Annotated in this window: 11 protein-coding genes and 2 tRNA genes; 10 read left to right on the top strand and 3 right to left on the bottom strand. The window is 49.3% G+C overall.

Features of this window, described 5'->3' with window-relative positions; translation table 11 throughout:
- The first annotated feature begins 43 nt into the window (after window positions 1-43).
- On the top strand, window positions 44-1,486 hold the full coding sequence (locus J7619_RS22715) for a capsule assembly Wzi family protein (protein ID WP_291204101.1): 1,443 nt from the start codon (window positions 44-46) through the stop codon (window positions 1,484-1,486).
- Between the two features lie 107 nt (window positions 1,487-1,593).
- The gene (locus J7619_RS22710) at window positions 1,594-3,078 is read left to right on the top strand and encodes a capsule assembly Wzi family protein (protein WP_291204098.1); all 1,485 of its coding nucleotides are present in this window, start codon (window positions 1,594-1,596) and stop codon (window positions 3,076-3,078) included.
- Between the two features lie 3 nt (window positions 3,079-3,081).
- On the opposite strand, the gene J7619_RS22705 is transcribed toward J7619_RS22710, so the two are convergent.
- Complete coding sequence (locus J7619_RS22705) at window positions 3,082-3,471, bottom strand: HIT family protein (protein ID WP_291204095.1); 390 nt, start codon at window positions 3,469-3,471, stop codon at window positions 3,082-3,084.
- A 127-nt stretch (window positions 3,472-3,598) separates the two neighbouring features.
- Between J7619_RS22705 and J7619_RS22700 the strand changes: the two genes are divergently transcribed.
- The gene (locus J7619_RS22700) at window positions 3,599-4,303 is read left to right on the top strand and encodes a DUF1080 domain-containing protein (RefSeq protein ID WP_291204092.1); all 705 of its coding nucleotides are present in this window, start codon (window positions 3,599-3,601) and stop codon (window positions 4,301-4,303) included.
- On the opposite strand, the gene J7619_RS22695 is transcribed toward J7619_RS22700, so the two are convergent.
- Entirely contained in the window at window positions 4,298-8,296 is a 3,999-nt protein-coding gene (locus tag J7619_RS22695) for an AAA domain-containing protein (protein ID WP_291204089.1), read from the bottom strand. The two genes, J7619_RS22700 and J7619_RS22695, sit on opposite strands and share 6 nt — an antisense overlap.
- A gap of 25 nt (window positions 8,297-8,321) precedes the next feature.
- Window positions 8,322-9,395, bottom strand: coding sequence for a TerC/Alx family metal homeostasis membrane protein (locus tag J7619_RS22690; protein ID WP_291204086.1), 1,074 nt, complete (start codon window positions 9,393-9,395; stop codon window positions 8,322-8,324).
- Window positions 9,396-9,773: 378 nt separating this feature from the next.
- Between J7619_RS22690 and J7619_RS22685 the strand changes: the two genes are divergently transcribed.
- The 7 genes from J7619_RS22685 to J7619_RS22655 all read left to right on the top strand — a co-directional run bounded on the left by J7619_RS22685 (window position 9,774) and on the right by J7619_RS22655 (window position 17,436).
- A tRNA-Gly gene (locus tag J7619_RS22685) sits at window positions 9,774-9,846 on the top strand.
- Window positions 9,847-9,910: 64 nt separating this feature from the next.
- Window positions 9,911-9,996, top strand: a tRNA-Leu gene (locus tag J7619_RS22680).
- Window positions 9,997-10,075: 79 nt separating this feature from the next.
- On the top strand, window positions 10,076-10,894 hold the full coding sequence (locus tag J7619_RS22675; protein WP_291204083.1) for a helix-turn-helix domain-containing protein: 819 nt from the start codon (window positions 10,076-10,078) through the stop codon (window positions 10,892-10,894).
- Between the two features lie 41 nt (window positions 10,895-10,935).
- Complete coding sequence (locus J7619_RS22670; protein ID WP_291204080.1) at window positions 10,936-12,477, top strand: FAD-dependent monooxygenase; 1,542 nt, start codon at window positions 10,936-10,938, stop codon at window positions 12,475-12,477.
- A 105-nt stretch (window positions 12,478-12,582) separates the two neighbouring features.
- On the top strand, window positions 12,583-13,395 hold the full coding sequence (locus J7619_RS22665) for a helix-turn-helix domain-containing protein (RefSeq protein ID WP_291204077.1): 813 nt from the start codon (window positions 12,583-12,585) through the stop codon (window positions 13,393-13,395).
- A gap of 93 nt (window positions 13,396-13,488) precedes the next feature.
- Window positions 13,489-14,259, top strand: a complete 771-nt coding sequence (locus J7619_RS22660; protein ID WP_291204075.1) for an isocitrate lyase/phosphoenolpyruvate mutase family protein — start codon at window positions 13,489-13,491, stop codon at window positions 14,257-14,259.
- Between the two features lie 234 nt (window positions 14,260-14,493).
- On the top strand, window positions 14,494-17,436 hold the full coding sequence (locus J7619_RS22655; protein ID WP_291204072.1) for a DEAD/DEAH box helicase: 2,943 nt from the start codon (window positions 14,494-14,496) through the stop codon (window positions 17,434-17,436).
- Window positions 17,437-17,512: the final 76 nt, after the last annotated feature.

Raw genomic sequence — 17,512 nt, 5'->3', positions numbered from 1 at the left:
AAGATTTTACATACTCGGCTGAACTATTTCCCTGTCTTACTCAATGTCGTCCCTATTTTTCCTGATACGAGTTTACCTGCCCCTTTATCTGTTACTCATCGTTTTCAAATTACAAGCCCAGGACTCGACAGTATACTATAAAGCATCGGTAATGGCGGCCGGGGCAACGGCCCAGACTCCATTCTGGCAACATGCCAATCAAAACGGCAGCATTCCCCTAAACGGCAATTTTGGCATTGTCGACGCGGGGATTTACAAGATTTATAATCCACATAACCCGCGGCCAATACAATGGAGCGCCGGTATCCAGGGGATCGCCAGTTACGGCAAAACGGCGAATGTTTTTCTATCCGACCTGTATGCCGCAGTAAAAATCGGTAAAGTCGAAATTCTCGCGGGACAGAAAAGGATGACCGCCGGGCTCGTTGACACGACCCTTTCTTCCGGTTCACTGGCAATGGCCGGGAATGCAAGGCCCTACCCCCGGGTGCAAGTGGCCATTCAGGAGTACCTGCCGCTTTACTTTACCAACAACTTCGTCTCGCTTAAATTTACCTACTCCGATGGGTACCTCGGCGCCAGCGACATTAACTACGGCAGCGTTCCCCGCATTTCGGATACCTACCTGCATCAAAAACAACTCGATTTCCGGCTAGGCAACAAATCCCATCGCTACCGTATCTATCTCGGTGCCAATCACCAGGCGATTTGGGGCGGCGAGAAGGAAACAATGCCCCTGTATCGTCTCGATATGCTGAAAGCCTACTGGTACACGATTTCCGGTAAAACGCTCGATTATAAAAAGGTCGGCAACCATTTCGGGACGTTCGACATCGGTGGCGAATGGCATGGGAAGGATTGGAATTTCTTTCTGTACCGCCAGAATATCTATGAAACCGGCTCTCTTTTTAAAGTTACCAATTTTGAGGATGGGTTGAACGGGTTGAGCGTCAAACGTACAAAACCGCTTCCGAAAGGTTCTTCCTATTTTGCATTTCACTCGTTTCTGCTCGAAGTGATCGGCACGAACAATCAGGTCAACCGTTATCCGATATCTGAACTCGCATTGTTCGAAAGGGCAAACTATTTCAACAGCTACGTATATCGACGCGGCTGGTCGTATTATGGTTCGGGTATCGGCACCCCATTAGCCCCGGCATCGGCCACTACCGACAATAACTTACCGCGCAATAATTCAGAATTCACGAATAATAATCATTTCTGGGCGTTTCATACAGGAGTAACTGCCACCTGGCTGCATTTGAAATTGTCGTTCCGCGGCACTTACTCGCGGAATTCTGGCTCCTTCCTCACACCTTTCCGGGGAGTCAAACAGCAAGTATCATTGTGGCTGGGTGCTGAAAAAAACTTAAATATCTTCAACGGATGCAGTGTTTATTCCGCATTATCGTCGGATATTGGCACATTGTATCCCAACACTTACGGGTTAGCCATAGGCCTGCGGAAAAGCGGCTTTCTGGATTAATCGGTTTAGCAACTAAGCGACGTATATGTTCAATATGATAATAGAAAAGTTATACTTATTTTTGTTGGCTATTATACACATTATGGACAAAGCGTGAGGGCACACCTATGAGATTTCTTTTATTCATATTACTACTAGTGCCCATCCTTGGCTTTTCCCAATCTGAGATCAAGGAACCCGTAATCTACACCGACTCGACTACCAACTACGTGGAATTCGTCGGAATGGGTAGTACCAATGGGTACACGCCATTCTGGATACAATCCAACCAATACGGAATAGTACCTAAAACCGGCCCGAACCTAAGCGCGCGTGCAGGATTGGAGCATTACTGGACCATATCCGAAAACAAAACCCGCAATGAGTGGCGTGTTGGCGCGGGTGTGGAAGCCGTTGGTAATTTTGTACAAACCAACAAATTCATTCTTCCGCAAGCACACGTGACGTTGCGATACAAAAACTGGGAGCTGTACGTTGGGCGCAAGAAGCAGGCGCTGGGCCTCGCAGACTCTACGATAGGCTCAGGCTCTTACGCCTGGTCGGGTAATGCGTTGCCGATCCCCAAAATTTACTTTGGAACTACGCGGTTCGTGCCTGTGCCGCTCACAAAAGGCTGGCTTTCGTTTCAGGCATTTTACTCCGACGGTTTATTCGAAAATAGCAGGCCTATTACGGAGAATTTGAAATTCCATCAGAAGGCATTCTATCTGCGCATCGGTAAGGCCAATTCATTGCTGAAACTTTACGGAGGCTTCAATCATCAGGTTCAATGGGGTGGAAAATTGAAAAAGAACCTGGGCGTTAATGGTGAATCATTGCAAATGCCTACCGGATTCAAGAACTACGTCAACGCGGTCCTAGGGTCTATTGGCGGCACCGGCGATGATATTACCTATTTCGACAGCACCAGCCGGATTGGTAATCACCTTGGCTCGATTGACCTCGCAATGGAAGTAGAGACCTATGAGACCAGCATCTTCCTTTACAGGCAGTTCATTTACGAAGACGGCTCGTTGTTTTACCTGACAGGGCTCAAAGATGGCCTTTATGGTGCCAGGATCAAACGTAAAAACTCCTATGGAGCCAATTTCGAGATCAATGCGGCCGTTCTGGAATTTCTGTATACCAAGGATCAGGGTGGTGACGATTTTGTATTGACGGATGGCAAAAAACGCGGGCACGACAACTATTTCAACAACCAGCAGGTCCGCGATGGCTGGGGCTATTACGACAGGACGATCGGTACGCCGTTTATCCCTCCAACTTCGCAGACCAGGTGGAAATGGCCGAATTACGCCGACAACTTCACCAGCAATAACCGCGTCATGATGTTCCACCTTGGGTTGGAAGGCACATTGTTTCGGAAGGTGCAGTGGATGGGTAAATTCTCTTTCTCCGAGAATAGCGGCGCATACCTCGAACCATTCCTCGGCTCACCCAGGCAGTTCTCCGGAATGCTCATGATGCAATCCAAACTCGACGTACTTGGCGGCTTGACCGTCAAAGGAGCCTACGCGGCGGATATCGGCGATTTGTACCGCAAAACCTACGGATTCATGCTGGGTGTACGAAAAGACTTTTCGTTTTACTGAGCCTCATAAATTACTTCTGATCTTTTCAGCCAGCGTCGCGAGTTCTTCTTGCGACGTTTTTATTTTCTTGCTGAAATCGGCGTCAGCCATGCTGTTGAGCGGGAGCAGGTGCACGTGTGCATGAGGTACTTCCAGACCGATTACACTCACGCCAATGCGCAGGCACGGAACTGTCTTTTCCAATGCAGGGACGATGCTTTTGGCAAATTGGAATAAGCCGGTGTACAAATCGTTGTCAAGGTCGAAAAGATAGTCCACCTCCTTTTTGGGAATAACAAGCGTATGTCCTTGCGCAATAGGAAATGCATCGAGAAACGCCAGAAAATCCTCTGTTTCGGCGATTTTATGGCAAGGGATCTCCCCTGCTACGATTCTTGAAAATATAGAAGCCATGTGGATAGGTTGTCGGATTATTTTGAGCTACTCCCAAAAATAGGAGCCGCCAACTTTCGATCCAAATATGCCTTTGAAAACTCAAAAAGTACTTAATATTGTGGACTAAAACTTTAACAAGCGAAACATGAATTGTACAAAATGGAAGGCTTTCGGAAAAGCATCCGTTCTCGCCCTGGCTGCGTTGGCATTTTCGAATGATGCAGAAGCCCAAAAGGGAAAATGGGTTACCCTTTTCGATGGCAAAAGCCTGAAAGGCTGGCATAGCTGGCAACAGGACAAAGTTCTGCCACAATGGAAAATAGAAGACGGAGCCGTGGTCTTGGCCGAAAAAGGTGGAAAAGACCTCGTTACCGACAAAGAATATGGCGATTTTGAACTCGAACTCGAATGGAAAATCGCGGAAGGTGGTAACAGCGGGATCATCTACCATGTGATAGAAGACAAAAAATACTGCTGCCCGTACTCTACCGGCCCGGAAATCCAGGTGCTCGACGATGCGAAACACCCTGATGCCAAAGCCGGTAAAGAAGGTAACCACAAAGCCGGTTCATTGTACGATATGCTTCCTCCCTCCGATTTCACAGCAGTGAAGCCTGCCGGAGAATGGAACAAAGCAAAAGTGATCATCAAAAATGGCAAAGGTGAGAGCTGGCTGAACGGCAAAAAAGTAGTGGAATTCCCGACTCAGGGCGCTGAATGGGATAAGCTCGTTGCCAATAGCAAGTTCAAAACCTGGCAAGGATTTGGTGCATCTTCCAAAGGCAAGATTGCATTGCAAGACCACGGCGACAAAGTTTCTTACCGCAATATCCGGATCAAGGAACTATAATACACCGTTTTTGAGGTTTCCCGACCAATATTCGCGGCTGTAAACGCGCCTGAACGGCCAGTTTTTCAACCGCAACAGAAGGGGCAAATAAGCGTGAGGCTCTTTGGACGACTTGCTATAATGGTAAAGATCGTCGTCCGTAAGTACCAAACCCTTGTAGGCCCCTTCTTCTTTAATGGTAATGTCGCCAAATGGAAGTTCCTTTTCAAATGCGGCGTTTTGTCGCACCAATCGTTCTTTCAGCAACCAGTCGGAGCGGAATTGCCCGGTGGCAAGCGGTACCGGTTCAAACCTACCTTCCGACACTTGCAATGCATAATCCATATAAGCCCTGAGCAGTTTCGGCCCCTCGTTGGCGGTTTGCTCCGTCTGCAACTGCGACGGCCATAGGCTTGTTACAAAGTAAATTTTCTCCCTGGCGCGCGTTACGGCCACATTCAGGCGATTCTCCCCACCCTGCATATTCAGCGTACCAAACTGCATCGAAACGCGCCCTTTCTCATCCGGCGCGTAACCCATGGAGAAAATGATAATATCACGCTCGTCTCCCTGCACATTCTCGATATTCTTTACGAAAAGGCCTTCCGGTAACGCGACTTCCTTTTCCAATGCATCCTGAATGGCCGCCTGCTGATAAAAATTGAAAGTCACCACACCAATGCTCTTTCCACTTCGCGCAAGCTCGCGGATAAGTCGCAGTACTTCCTCTACTTCGGTAGTATTGATATTGTTCTTCCAGACACCCTCCATTTTGATATATTGAATGCCCGGCTCGCGGTCGTTGATTTTATGAAAGTCGGGCAGCAGTTTGAGGCTATTCTTGTAAAAATTCCGGTTTGAAAAATCAATGAGGTCCAGTGACAAACTCCTGTAATGGCCTGTCAGTTGGTAGTGATCCAGCGATTGCCCGGCCAGGTCCAGCAAAGACTCGATTTCAATCGCAGCTGAATATTCTTCATCCTCTGATCTGTCTTCGAACCGCACGCGGTAAAGATCACTCGGAGAAAGCTGCTTGCTATCGCCGGTAACCACCCATTGTTTTCCCCTGAATGCAGCCGGCAAACTATATTCGGCGTAGCATTGCGAAGCCTCGTCGAAAATAACCAGGTCGAACAACCCGTTCTCCATCGGAAAAATGGCGGAAACCGCCTCCGGCGAAGCCATCCAGCAAGGTATGAGGGCAAATACTTCGTCGGCGTAGTTTTCGAGCAATTTACGGATCGGCCATATCTTGCGCTTTTTCGTCACCTGATGCCCAAGTTCGCGGTACGTCACCCGGTTCCCCAGACGGTTCTTTTCTACATCTTCATAAGTGGCCTCACGCAATTTAATATTGGTAATATCCGAGCTCAGCTTTTGTTTCAATGCAATACTACCTTGCACCTGATCCTCCCATTGCTTCATTTTAAGCGACGTCACCGATCGCAGTGCGGGGTACTTGCTCTCGATATGCTCGATCCAGGCCAGTTTAATGCTATTTTCAAAAACGTCCAGCACCCCGTTCGCGTTCGTCAAACCGAGTTCCGCCCCCTTTGTCAAAATCGCTTGCGTAGCACCGCGTTGCGATTCCGTCATTTCTTCCCACAACCGGTCCATATCGGCCAGCGAGTCAAAATCATTACGGAGCGCTTCCAGCAAAACACCGCTATAACCCGAGGGATCGTCGATCAGCGCGGCTATCTGCTCTGGCAGCAGGTAGGGCAACATCGCTTTCTCCATGCGGCCCCATATTTCCAGCCATTGCCTGAGACTTTGAATGGTTTCCAAGAATTGGTCAAGCTGGCTATTGGTACCGACTATTTCATGAAAAACTTTCTTCCACGCACCGGTATCCATACGTGCAACCGCGTCCGCGGCGCGCTCGGCCGACCTGAAAAATGACAGATACTCTCCGGCACGGTCCGCCGAAAAATCATCAATGAATACCGGTTCAAAACCCAGGCTAGCATGTTGCAACCAGGATTCCAGCTGCCTGCGGTTTCTGAGCCGTTCTTCCAGCCGCACCAGGTGTTCGAGGGAAACCGTCAGCCCATTGGCCGCCGCTACCCGCTCTACTTCTTTCTTTTCTTTACTAAAAACATCCCAGAAAAAGCCCGAAACAGCCGACTGTTTCGTTTCCAGTGACTTTTTCAGCATTACCTCGAAAGTATTCAGCTGCGACGCCGGCAGGGACATTTCAATACCTCCCTCGGCAACGAAACCCTCCATTACATCCACTGCCTGCCGCACCAATGCCAATCGCTCGTGTGGATTTACCGGCGCACCCACGTACTTTTTTAACAATTTCCATGAAGCGTTGTCAGCAACCAGACCGGTAATGTCGGTGAGCCGCTCCGCAATCTCCTTTCGATTGCGAATGAACTCCTTTTCAAATGCAACACCCGTTATTTGTTCAAAAGCACGGGTTTGCTTTTCAAAGGCAGCAGGCCATTCCGAAAGCATATTTTCCATCGTCCTCAACTCTGCCATGCCAAATGCGGCAAAACTCCGTCGGTTACGCCACGGATGGTCAGGATGGATCAAAAACGCGTAGTCGGAATAGGTTTTCAAATGTCTCTTGAAACCATCCCAGGTATCGATCCTGAATTGCCGGTAGTACGAGCGCATATCGGCATGCGGGGCATTGGGATCGCTCGTGAGATACAGTTCTTTAATACTCACACCACACTCCTTTTCATCGAACAATGCGGAGCGGAAGCCATTCAGTTCCTCCACCGTCTTATCGATCGCGCGGCTTTCCTGGGTAAATTGTCTTTCCAGGAATACTGAATCGAGGCTGTAATTCTGCTGGCGATAGGTCTCCACTTTTTCTATTTGGGACGCAATCTGGGCATACAATGCCGAGCGGTCATTTTTGAAGTCGTGGATAAGACCGGTAAAATCCCTCATACCGGTAGTCGCCAGACGTTGGTAAACCACATCCAGTGCTGCCCGCTTTTGGCATACCAATAAAACACGCTTCCCTTTCGACGTAAAATCGGCAATCAGGTTACAGATCAACTGCGATTTGCCGCTTCCCGGCGGCCCCTGCACCACCACCGAACTACCGGATTTGACGGCCAGGATAATCTCTTCCTGGGATTCGTCTACCGGAAATGGCGTCAGTACATCCTCCTCCCTCGCCTGCCTGCGTTCCCGCACCGGAAGTTCTGGTTCAAAATCATTTTCATCTACCTCCGATTCACCTGAAAAACCAATCAAAGGGATCTTGAAACCTTCCGTCTCTTCCAGGTCCAGCAGCCTGTTATAATCCGGGACCAGGTAGGAGCCCGCTTGCGGGAAAATGCCGAGAACAGCCTCGGGATAGAGTTTCAGCTCGCCATTACGCTCATTTGCTACAATGTCCGAACTTTTTTCCCCGCTGAATGCGACAAGTTTATCTTCAAAAAGCTGTTGATTAAAATTGATTTTGAATGGGGTCGATTTCAACCATTCATAGAGCTGTGTCCTGAATTCAAGGAAATCCTTAGGAAAATCCTCGAATGACTTTTCGAGCACCTCATCGGGAATTTTTGCCTCATTAAAATGCCCATACGCCAGCGCGAAACTTTGATTTATAGCCACATTGCTGTCATCACGCTCAAACAGGCACCATTGTTCACGATCCATGCGCAAGGTCACCGGGAAAAACAGCAATGGAGCGTGGATTGGCGTTCCGTCGGAAAGCTTACCCTTCACGAACGGATAGCCCACGTACAGATCCCGCGAACCTCTCTCCTCTTCGATAAAGCGTTCGGTACGCGCTATTTTGCGCACCCGCTTGCTAGTTTCGTTTACTTTCTCAAAACGCGGATCCGCCACATCGCACAACGCAACCCGGTTGTTTCCCTGGATCACCTGTTTCAACACATCGATAGACGGTTTAGACAACAGGAAGTCCGTATCGTGGAAATCCAGGAACTGTTCGGCAGACAAGCTCGTAAGTAACAACGACTTGTTGCGGGTACTAAGATTGGTAAGTCGTTTTAAATAGGCTTTAAGAATCCGGCTCATAGGTACTCAAAACGCTGCCCGATGCCTAACTATTGGATAAGACCTCGTCCTCAACCTCCTTTTTTTCAGGAACGATCACCGATGCCAGGATGCTCACTGCCAGAATACCGATGATCACATACAGCGAATACACGGTTTTGAACCCGATAGATTCGAGGTAATGGTGCGCGAGCATTTTGCTGCCGATGAAGACGAGCAATACCCCCAAACCATATTTAAGGAATCGGAAAAGGCCCATAATGTTGCTCAGAAAGAAGAACATCGATCGCAATCCCATGATCGCAAAAATGTTGGAGAAGAATACCACGTAGGGATCTTTGGTCACCGAGAAAACCGCTGGCACCGAATCCACAGCGAAGATAAGGTCGGTAAATTCTACAATCAACACCACCACAAAGAGCGGTGTAACGAGCCATTTACCCTTTTTCAACACAAAGAAATGCTCATGTACATAGCGAGGGAACACGGGCAGGTATTTGGAAGCAAATTTCACGACGGGGTGCTTCGCGGGATCGATCTTCTCCTCCTCCCCCCCTTCGAAAAATATCTTACCTCCCTGATAAACCAGCAACAGACCAAAAATGTAGATGATCCATTCGAAACGCTGCATGAGCGCCGAACCTACGAAAATGAATATAAAACGCATGATGATCGCTCCCAGGACACCCCAGAAAAGCACTTTTTTGAAGTACTTGGGCCGGACACCAAACGACGAGAAAATCAGGATGATAACAAAAATATTGTCGACAGAAAGCGCGTATTCCAGCAAATAACCGGTAATGAATTCCAACGACATGTTTTTCCGGTAGAGTTCGAGGCTTTCCTCGAAATCGCCCGGTATGAGTTTCAAATGCGGCGCGTACTTGTTCTTAATCGCTTCGAGCTGCCCATAATTGTCCATGCCATGCACCAGGTCGCCGTGTGTATTGATGACCAGGTAGAAAGCCAACGCAAGCGCTATCCAGGCGACAGTCCAGGCAGCGGCCTCACCAAACTTGACCACATGGTCCTTTTTGTTGAAAACACCCAGATCCAAAAGCAGCATGACGCTGATCACCAGAATAAAACCTCCAAAAAACAACACTTCGTTGGAAAACATGAACAAGCAAATTTAGTTTTAAAAGAACAGGCCGGACCTCTACTAAAACCGAGCCATGCCCGTGAGCCGCAGCCTACGCGGGTTAAAGGAGGCAAAGGTAAACAAAATATGAAGTGGATAGGTGAAAACTGACGGGCGGTAAATGAAGCTTACATTACATCTGTTTCGGTAGGATGAGCACATTCAAAGGCAAAATGCCTCTATTTCCCTCCTATGCTGTTTTTTAGTGAAAAAAATTTCAGCACAGACCAATTGATTTACAATTTGTTAATGTTTTTGTGAGATTTTTTACCAAAATATTTTCATCAAAAACTTGCGTCAAATACCAGACGTCCCTACATTTGCACCACAATAATCGGGAACGGTTATGAAAAATACGCGAAAGTAGCTCAGCTGGTAGAGCGCGACCTTGCCAAGGTCGAGGTCGCGGGTTCGAACCCCGTCTTTCGCTCAGAGAGAGCAAAGCACCGGAGACGGTGCTTTTTTTCTCTTCACTGGTACCGGTACCTGGCTTTGCCGGGGTGGTGGAACTGGTAGACACGCAGGACTTAAAATCCTGTGGGCCGAAACGCCCGTACGGGTTCGATTCCCGTCCCCGGTACTAAAATTTCCCAAGGAGTTACGAGCAATCGCAGCTCCTTTTTTGTTGCGCTCCCTTCTTGCGCGCGTTATCTTGCACCATGCACCAGGAATTTGAACCACCCGAGGTACTTCGGGATATTATCAAATGCTTTTGGTATGATAACCGCTACTTCGGAGATCAGGAATCCATTTTCCAGGTCGAGCCGGATGGGTATGCGGAAATCATTTTCTATTTCGGAACGCTTCATACTATTTCCGAAAATGACCGCTTGCTGCCGCTGCCTTCCCCATTTTTGATGGGCTTGCTCAATCAGCCCGCTATTTTTCAGACAAAGGGCGGTTTGCAGGTCATTGGTGTCAGGTGCTTCCCCTGGACAGTATTCGACTTGCTTGGACTCCCTCCCTCCGGAAAGACTGGTGTGCACATCTTCGTGCATCCCGTAGCGCAACTTCAAGCAAAACTCGATAATCTAATGGCCTCGGAGAAGGTCAATGAGGTCATTATAGAATTGGAACAATACTTTCTGCAAACACCGTCGCAAGTAGCGATCGATAGTATGTTGGCAAAGGCCGGCGCTGCAATGCGGAAAGCAAATGGTACGATTCCCGTGAGTCACGTGGCCATAGCAGCCGATGCAACGATCCGTACATTGGAGCGAAAATTCAAACGATCTTCGGGCTTTACGGTGAAGGACGTTTCCGCGCTGATACGCTTTGAACAGGTCCGAAACCACCTTTGGCACGCCCCGGAGACGAATCTTGCCGGTCTGGCACACGAGCTGGGCTACGCCGATCAGGCACATCTGAGCAGGGAATTCAAACGATACAGCGGTACTACACCGGCCACATTCGCACGAAATGCAAAAAAACGAAAACTGGCGATCAGCAACGATTTTGTCGCGTTTGTTCAAGCCTGAGGCGCGGGCATTGCGGAATTTTGTAGCTCAATCATCCAAATATGAAAGCTACAACCCAACAATCCATACACGACGTCGTCATTGCCGGCGCAGGCCCCGTGGGCCTCTTTCTCGCCTGCGAGCTCGCATTGGCAAAATGCTCGGTCTTGATCCTGGAAAAGGCCGAAAACCCGCATTCACCATTAAAACGCCTTCCCTTTGGAATACGCGGACTCTCTGCGCCCACTATCGAGGCACTCTACCGCCGCGGACTGTTCGCAGAACTGGAAATACACAAGCGACTCAAAAATCCGCACACCACCGCGACGCCCCAGCCAGGGACCCAAAGGCAGGTGGGGCATTTTGCAGGCATTCCGCTTCTGGAAGGCAATATTGACTCTTCTCAATGGGAATACCGCCTTCCAGGCTCGCCCGAAACCAGTTTGATATCCGAAATAGCAGAACTTGAAACCATCCTGACACGTCGCGCAGCGGCCCTGGGTGTCGAAATCAGGCGCGGCTTTCCGGTTACCGGCGTTCATCAAACCGATGAAGGTGTAACGGTATGGTCGGCTGACCAGTCCTTTGAGGCCAAATGGCTCGTCGGCTGCGATGGTAGCCGCAGCATTGTGCGCAAAATGGGCGGTTTTGAGTTTGCCGGTACTGAACCTGAATTCACAGGCTATACAACGCTCGTGGATATGGCGGATCCGGAAAAACTTCGTCCCGGGCGCAACGTCACCTCCGCGGGCATGTACATGCAATCACAGCCGGGCTATGTACTTATCCAGGACTTTGATGGCGGTGCATTCCACAACTCCGATCAGCGGATCACACGCGAACACGTCCAGGAGGTTTTACGCCGTGTTTCGGAGACCGATGTGACCATTAATGTGTTGCACACCGCTACCACCTGGACCGACCGGGCCCGCCAGGCTACCCGCTACCGCGACGGCCGGATATTGTTGGCCGGCGACGCTGCACATATTCATTCTCCGCTGGGTGGTCAGGGACTCAACCTCGGCCTGGGCGATGCCATGAACCTCGGCTGGAAGCTCGCCGCCACCATTCAAAACCACGCTGCCGACGAGCTACTGGACAGCTATCACACCGAACGCCACCCGATCGGTGCACAAATTCTCGATTGGTCACGCGCGCAGGTGGCCATTATGCAGCCTGCCCCGCACGCACGTGCACTGTACGCGATTCTCCGCGACCTTATCAACACCCGTGACGGCGCCACCTACATGGCGGGCAGAATTTGGGGCGTCCACACGCGTTACGATCTCGGCGGAGGCCACCCTATCATGGGGCGCAGTACTCCCGACTTTGAGTTTGAAGATGGTATCAAAATCGGCGAGCTGATGCACGATGGCCGGATGATACTCCTTGACTTGAATACAAATGCATCACTTCAAACACTGGCAAATGAATATGGTGACCGACTCAGGTACATTTCTGGCAGTGTTAAAAACCGGCTTGATTTAAGCGCCCTGCTGATACGACCAGACGGGATCGTCGCATGGGCTTCTGAAAACGCTGGTGACCAGCATGGGCAGTTGAGTCACATTCTCAGCAGTTATTGGAATGTTGTGGCCCATTGATTTGTTCCGTTTTATACAATGACGGATCGTTAGCCAAATCTATATTTGCCCACCCGTTGATTCGCGAAAGCGGGCACCGGGAGAAGCAACCTAAATGCTCAAAACATGGAATTTCAGCATTTTCAACCAGCCCAAATATTAGCCCCGTACATTCGGCACTATTACATCTTCGAATCCGAGGGCAATGCGGCCTATGAGGATACGGTGTTTCCCAGTGGCGACATGGAGGTAATTTTTAACCTGGGCGACGGCATCTGGGAATCTTTTCAAGAAAACAGCTTCCATAAAAATCCGGCCATTGAACTCTGGGGACAAATCACGCGCCCACTGCCCATCCGGTCGTCGGGTGCACACCTGATGCTCGGCGTCCGCTTCTTCACGCATGCTACCTCGTTTTTACTGGACGACGAAATCGGGATTTTCAACGATCAGGTTTCCGACCTGACCGATGTGATGGGCAAGGATATCCGGGATTTGCACGGCCGTTTGCAAGAAGCTAATTCGGCTGCCGCACGCATTACCTTGCTCGACGACTTTTTCACCGGCAAGCTCATGCGCGCATCACGGCGGCAAGACCGGCTGGATAAAATCGCCCGCATTCTGACAAGCCTTACGAAAGACCCTAGTGAAAATAATATCGGCCGGACAGCCGGCACGTTCGGAATTACGACCCGGTATTTGCACAAACTGGTTTACCAGCACACCGGCCTTTCGCCCAAGTCGTTCGATAAGATCCACCGTTTCAAAACGAGCCTCAAACTAATCGGAGAAAACAAGTTGCCGCTCACTTCCATTGCTTATGACGCGGGCTACTTCGACCAGTCGCATTTTATAAGGGATTTTAAATCGTTCACCGGACTTACGCCATCGGCCTATCTGAGCAACCTTTCGGCCGTTAACCAAATGCTGATCAATTAAAATCGGGCCGTTCCGGTTTGTACAATTTCCGGCCGGGCAACTGAAATACCTTTGTTCTATCAATGCATTTTCAAACAAAGGCAATTTCAGATCATGAACACTTTCGAAACATTCTCGCAACTTCATCAACAAACAGAACCACTCCTGCTGGGTAATATTTGGGACGTCAACAGCGCACACATTTTCGAGGCTGCAGGTTACAAGGCCATTGGTACTTCTAGTCACGCCCTCGCCACAGCATTCGGTTACGACGACGGCGAAAACCTGCCGTTCGACACGATCCTGCGTGTCGCGAAACGGATCACCGAAACTGTTAAAATCCCTTTCACAGTCGATATTGAAGGTGGATACAGTGATACGGCGGGAGGCATTGCCGGGCACATTAAGCAACTTTATGATGTCGGTGTCGCCGGAATTAACCTGGAAGACACGCTGCCCAAGCCCACGCGCCAGCTCCGCCCTGCTGGGGATTTCAAAAACTTACTTACAGAAATCGTGAACCGGCTCGAACGGGAAAATGTCAAAATATTTCTCAACATCCGAACCGACCCGTTCCTGCTGGGCCTGCCTAATGCACTCGACGAAACCATCAGCCGCATTAACAGCTACGAAACGACGGGTATACACGGGATTTTCGTGCCGTGTGTAGCGAGGACCGAGGATATTCAGACTATCACCCGCGAAACAATCCTGCCCGTGAACGTCATGTGCGTACCTGCGCTCCCCGACTTCGACACGTTGAAATCATTGAATGTCAAAAGGATCAGCATGGGACCTTTTCTTTTCAGCAAAATGACGACCCAAACCGGCACATTGGCAAAAAATATCCTCGAAGCGCAAAGCTTTTCACCCCTATTTGCCTAGCAGGTATTCATTCATATTTTGCATCATAACTAAATACCATTGGCAGCCAGGTTACGAAAATATTGTAGCCTGGCTACTAATTTATTCGACAATATTTTTTAGGGAATGGCGGAAAGGGGCTTTCTTTTCGGGTTGATTTAAATTATATTTGAAGTTTCCCAAATCGAAAGAACCCTGCTGATTTACGGAAGGGCTTCTTCGGCATCAACACGAATCTTAGCCAACGATATCCTAATGAAAGTTTCTCCCTCAGAGCCGTTTAAAATTGTTTATTCAATTCTTAACCATGAGTATCTGGGGTACATCTTCGAAGCCTTTGTCGTCCAGCTTAATGCGCAGGGCGACTTTTCGTTTCAGGTGCAGAACATTTCCTCTAAAAACATCAAGGAATTCCGCTCGGGCCTCGATACCAGGGATTTTGAGCTCGTCAAGCTGATCGACGACATTCAGCAGGACGTAGTGCTCAAAAAATACAACCCGAAGAAACTGAATGCGGTAGATTTCTTCCTGAAAGTTTATGACCCTCAAAAGGGCGACAAGGCCATTCAGGAAACAATTGCGGGCTATCTTGAAAGCTGCAAATCGCGCATCCTCGAAAGGCTCGCCGGAAAGGACATTTTCATCATGGGTAATGATGGCAATCCGCTATGGAAGCCCGTTACCTGGGAGTCTGAAAAAGCGACGATTCGGTTCCACTTCATCCGGAATGAGGATAACACCCACTATTTCCCGACGATCCGGCATCAAATGCAGAAACTGGAATTCCAGTACAAAAATGCTTTCCTGATTTGCGAAGATCCCGCGTGGCTCGTGCTCGACGGGCATCTTTACCATTTCGAGGGCAATGTGGACGGCAAAAAGATCAAACCGTTCCTCGCGAAGAAGTTCATTGCCATTCCGGGGCAGGTTGAAGAGCAGTATTACGGCCGTTTTGTAGCTCCGCTCATTGCCTCCTACGATGTGGTGGCCCGCGGTTTCGAAATCAGAAATGTGTCGTCCGTGCCAAAAACCATTCTTACGATCTCGGAATATTCTTCCAATCCAAAGAAATCCGCTATCCTTTTCCAGGATAACGAGGATGTGGAAGTGTTGGAAGAAGAAGATAATGACGTGGCATTCGACCTTTCCTTTCAGTATGCGGGCTTCTCGTTCCATTACGACAGCTTCGCGCATGCGTCGAGCGTACACATGGAGAAGAAAGGCAACGAGTATTTTTTCAATAAAGTTAAAAGGAATATCGAGGTCGAGGGCGCGCATGTGCGGACATTGAAGGATTTGGGCCTGAATATCCGCAACGGAAAGGTCCAGATGCCCAAATCGGAAGCATTCGGCTGGTTGCAAAGCAATGCGATCGCATTGGCCGAGCACGGTATTGCGGTACGGCAGAACACGGCCGATACCAAACGCTATTTCCTGGGTTATTCGTCGCTCGACATTTCCATACAGGAAGGCCGCGACTGGTTCGATATTCACGCAAAAGTACTTTTCGGCGAGTTTGAGATTCCGTTTATTCAGCTGCGGAACTACATTCTCAACCGAAAAAAGGAATTTCCGTTGCCCAACGGCGAAATAGCGGTGATCCCCGAATGGTGGTTTACCAAATATTCGGAGTTTTTCTCGTTTACCGAAAGCAGTCATGAAACTGACCAACTGCGCCTTCGAATGCACCACCTGGCATTGGTGCAAGAGCTGAAAGAGGATAACCTGGCCACAGCGGTGATCAGCCGCAAGCTCGAAAACCTGCGAAATTTCCAGCATATCGAACCGGCAGAATCGCCATTGCATTTCCAGGGCCTGCTGCGCCCCTATCAGAAAACAGGTTATGACTGGCTGCGTTTTCTGAAACAATACCGCTTCGGAGGCTGCCTTGCAGACGATATGGGTTTGGGAAAAACGGTGCAGACACTCGCGTTGCTGCAATCCGAAAAAGAAGGCGGCGCGGATCGTCCGTCGATCCTCATTATGCCGACGTCGCTGCTCTACAACTGGCAGCTCGAAGCCAGCAAATTCACGCCAGATATGCGCGTGCTCCTGTATACGGGTACCAACCGTGAGAAAGACACCGCCCAGTTCGATAATTACGACCTGATACTGACTTCCTATGGCATTATCAGGCTGGACATTGAACTCATGGAGGACTACCGTTTTAATTACGTGATCCTCGACGAATCGCAGGCGATCAAAAACCCGGGATCGATCATTACCAAGGCTGTAAGACGCCTCAATTCGGCAAACAGGCTCGTTCTGACGGGTACGCCCATTGAAAATAATACTCTGGATTTGTGGTCGCAAATGTCGTTTGTGAACCCCGGATTACTCGGCAGCCAGACGTTTTTCCGGGATGAATTCCAGATCCCGATCGAGAAGAAAGGTGATGAAGAAAAAACAAAGCGGCTTTATAACCTCATTAAGCCGTTTATATTAAGGAGATTAAAATCGCAGGTTGCAACGGATTTGCCCGAAAAGGTCGAAAGCATTCAGTACTGCGATATGTCGGACGAGCAGGAAAAGGCCTACGAGGAAGCGAAAGCCTATTACCGTAACCTCATCCTCCAAAGCATCGATTCGGAGGGTATGTCGAAATCACAACTCGTGGTATTGCAGGGTTTGACCAAGCTCCGGCAGCTCGCCAACCACCCGGTGATGGTCGATCCCGACTATGCATACGATTCGGGCAAGTTTGAAGACGTGTTGTATAAGCTGCAAACCGTCATGAGCGAGGATCATAAAATATTGATTTTCAGCCAGTACATTAAACACCTTGATCTTTTCCGGAATTACCTGGACGAAAAGGATATCAGTTACGCCTACCTCGACGGCGCCACACGCGACCGCCAGGAGCAGGTGGAGTCTTTCCAGAACGACGAGAACATCAAGATTTTCCTCATTTCCCTGAAAGCCGGGGGATTAGGTCTTAACCTCACGGCGGCGGACTATGTTTTCATTCTCGATCCATGGTGGAACCCGGCCATTGAAGCACAGGCTGTGGACCGCGCGCACCGCATTGGTCAGGACCGTACGGTGTTCACTTATAAATTTATCACGAAAAACTCAGTAGAAGAAAAGATCCTCGCATTGCAGCGCTCGAAGAAGCAGCTGGCCGATGATTTGATCTCGAGTGAAGAAGGCTTTATCAAGTCGCTGACGCGGGAGGATGTTTTGAATTTGCTTTCTTAGGTTGATTTCCTATTGAATTACATAAAAACGATGTCACCCTGAGCGGAGTCGAAGGGTATTTGCGCGATGCAAATAC

This window comes from Dyadobacter sp. (assembly GCF_017744695.1).
Taxonomy (GTDB): Bacteria; Bacteroidota; Bacteroidia; order Cytophagales; family Spirosomataceae; genus Dyadobacter.
The sequence above is the reverse complement of the archived record's forward strand: the minus strand, read 5'-3'. Positions and strand labels throughout refer to the sequence as shown.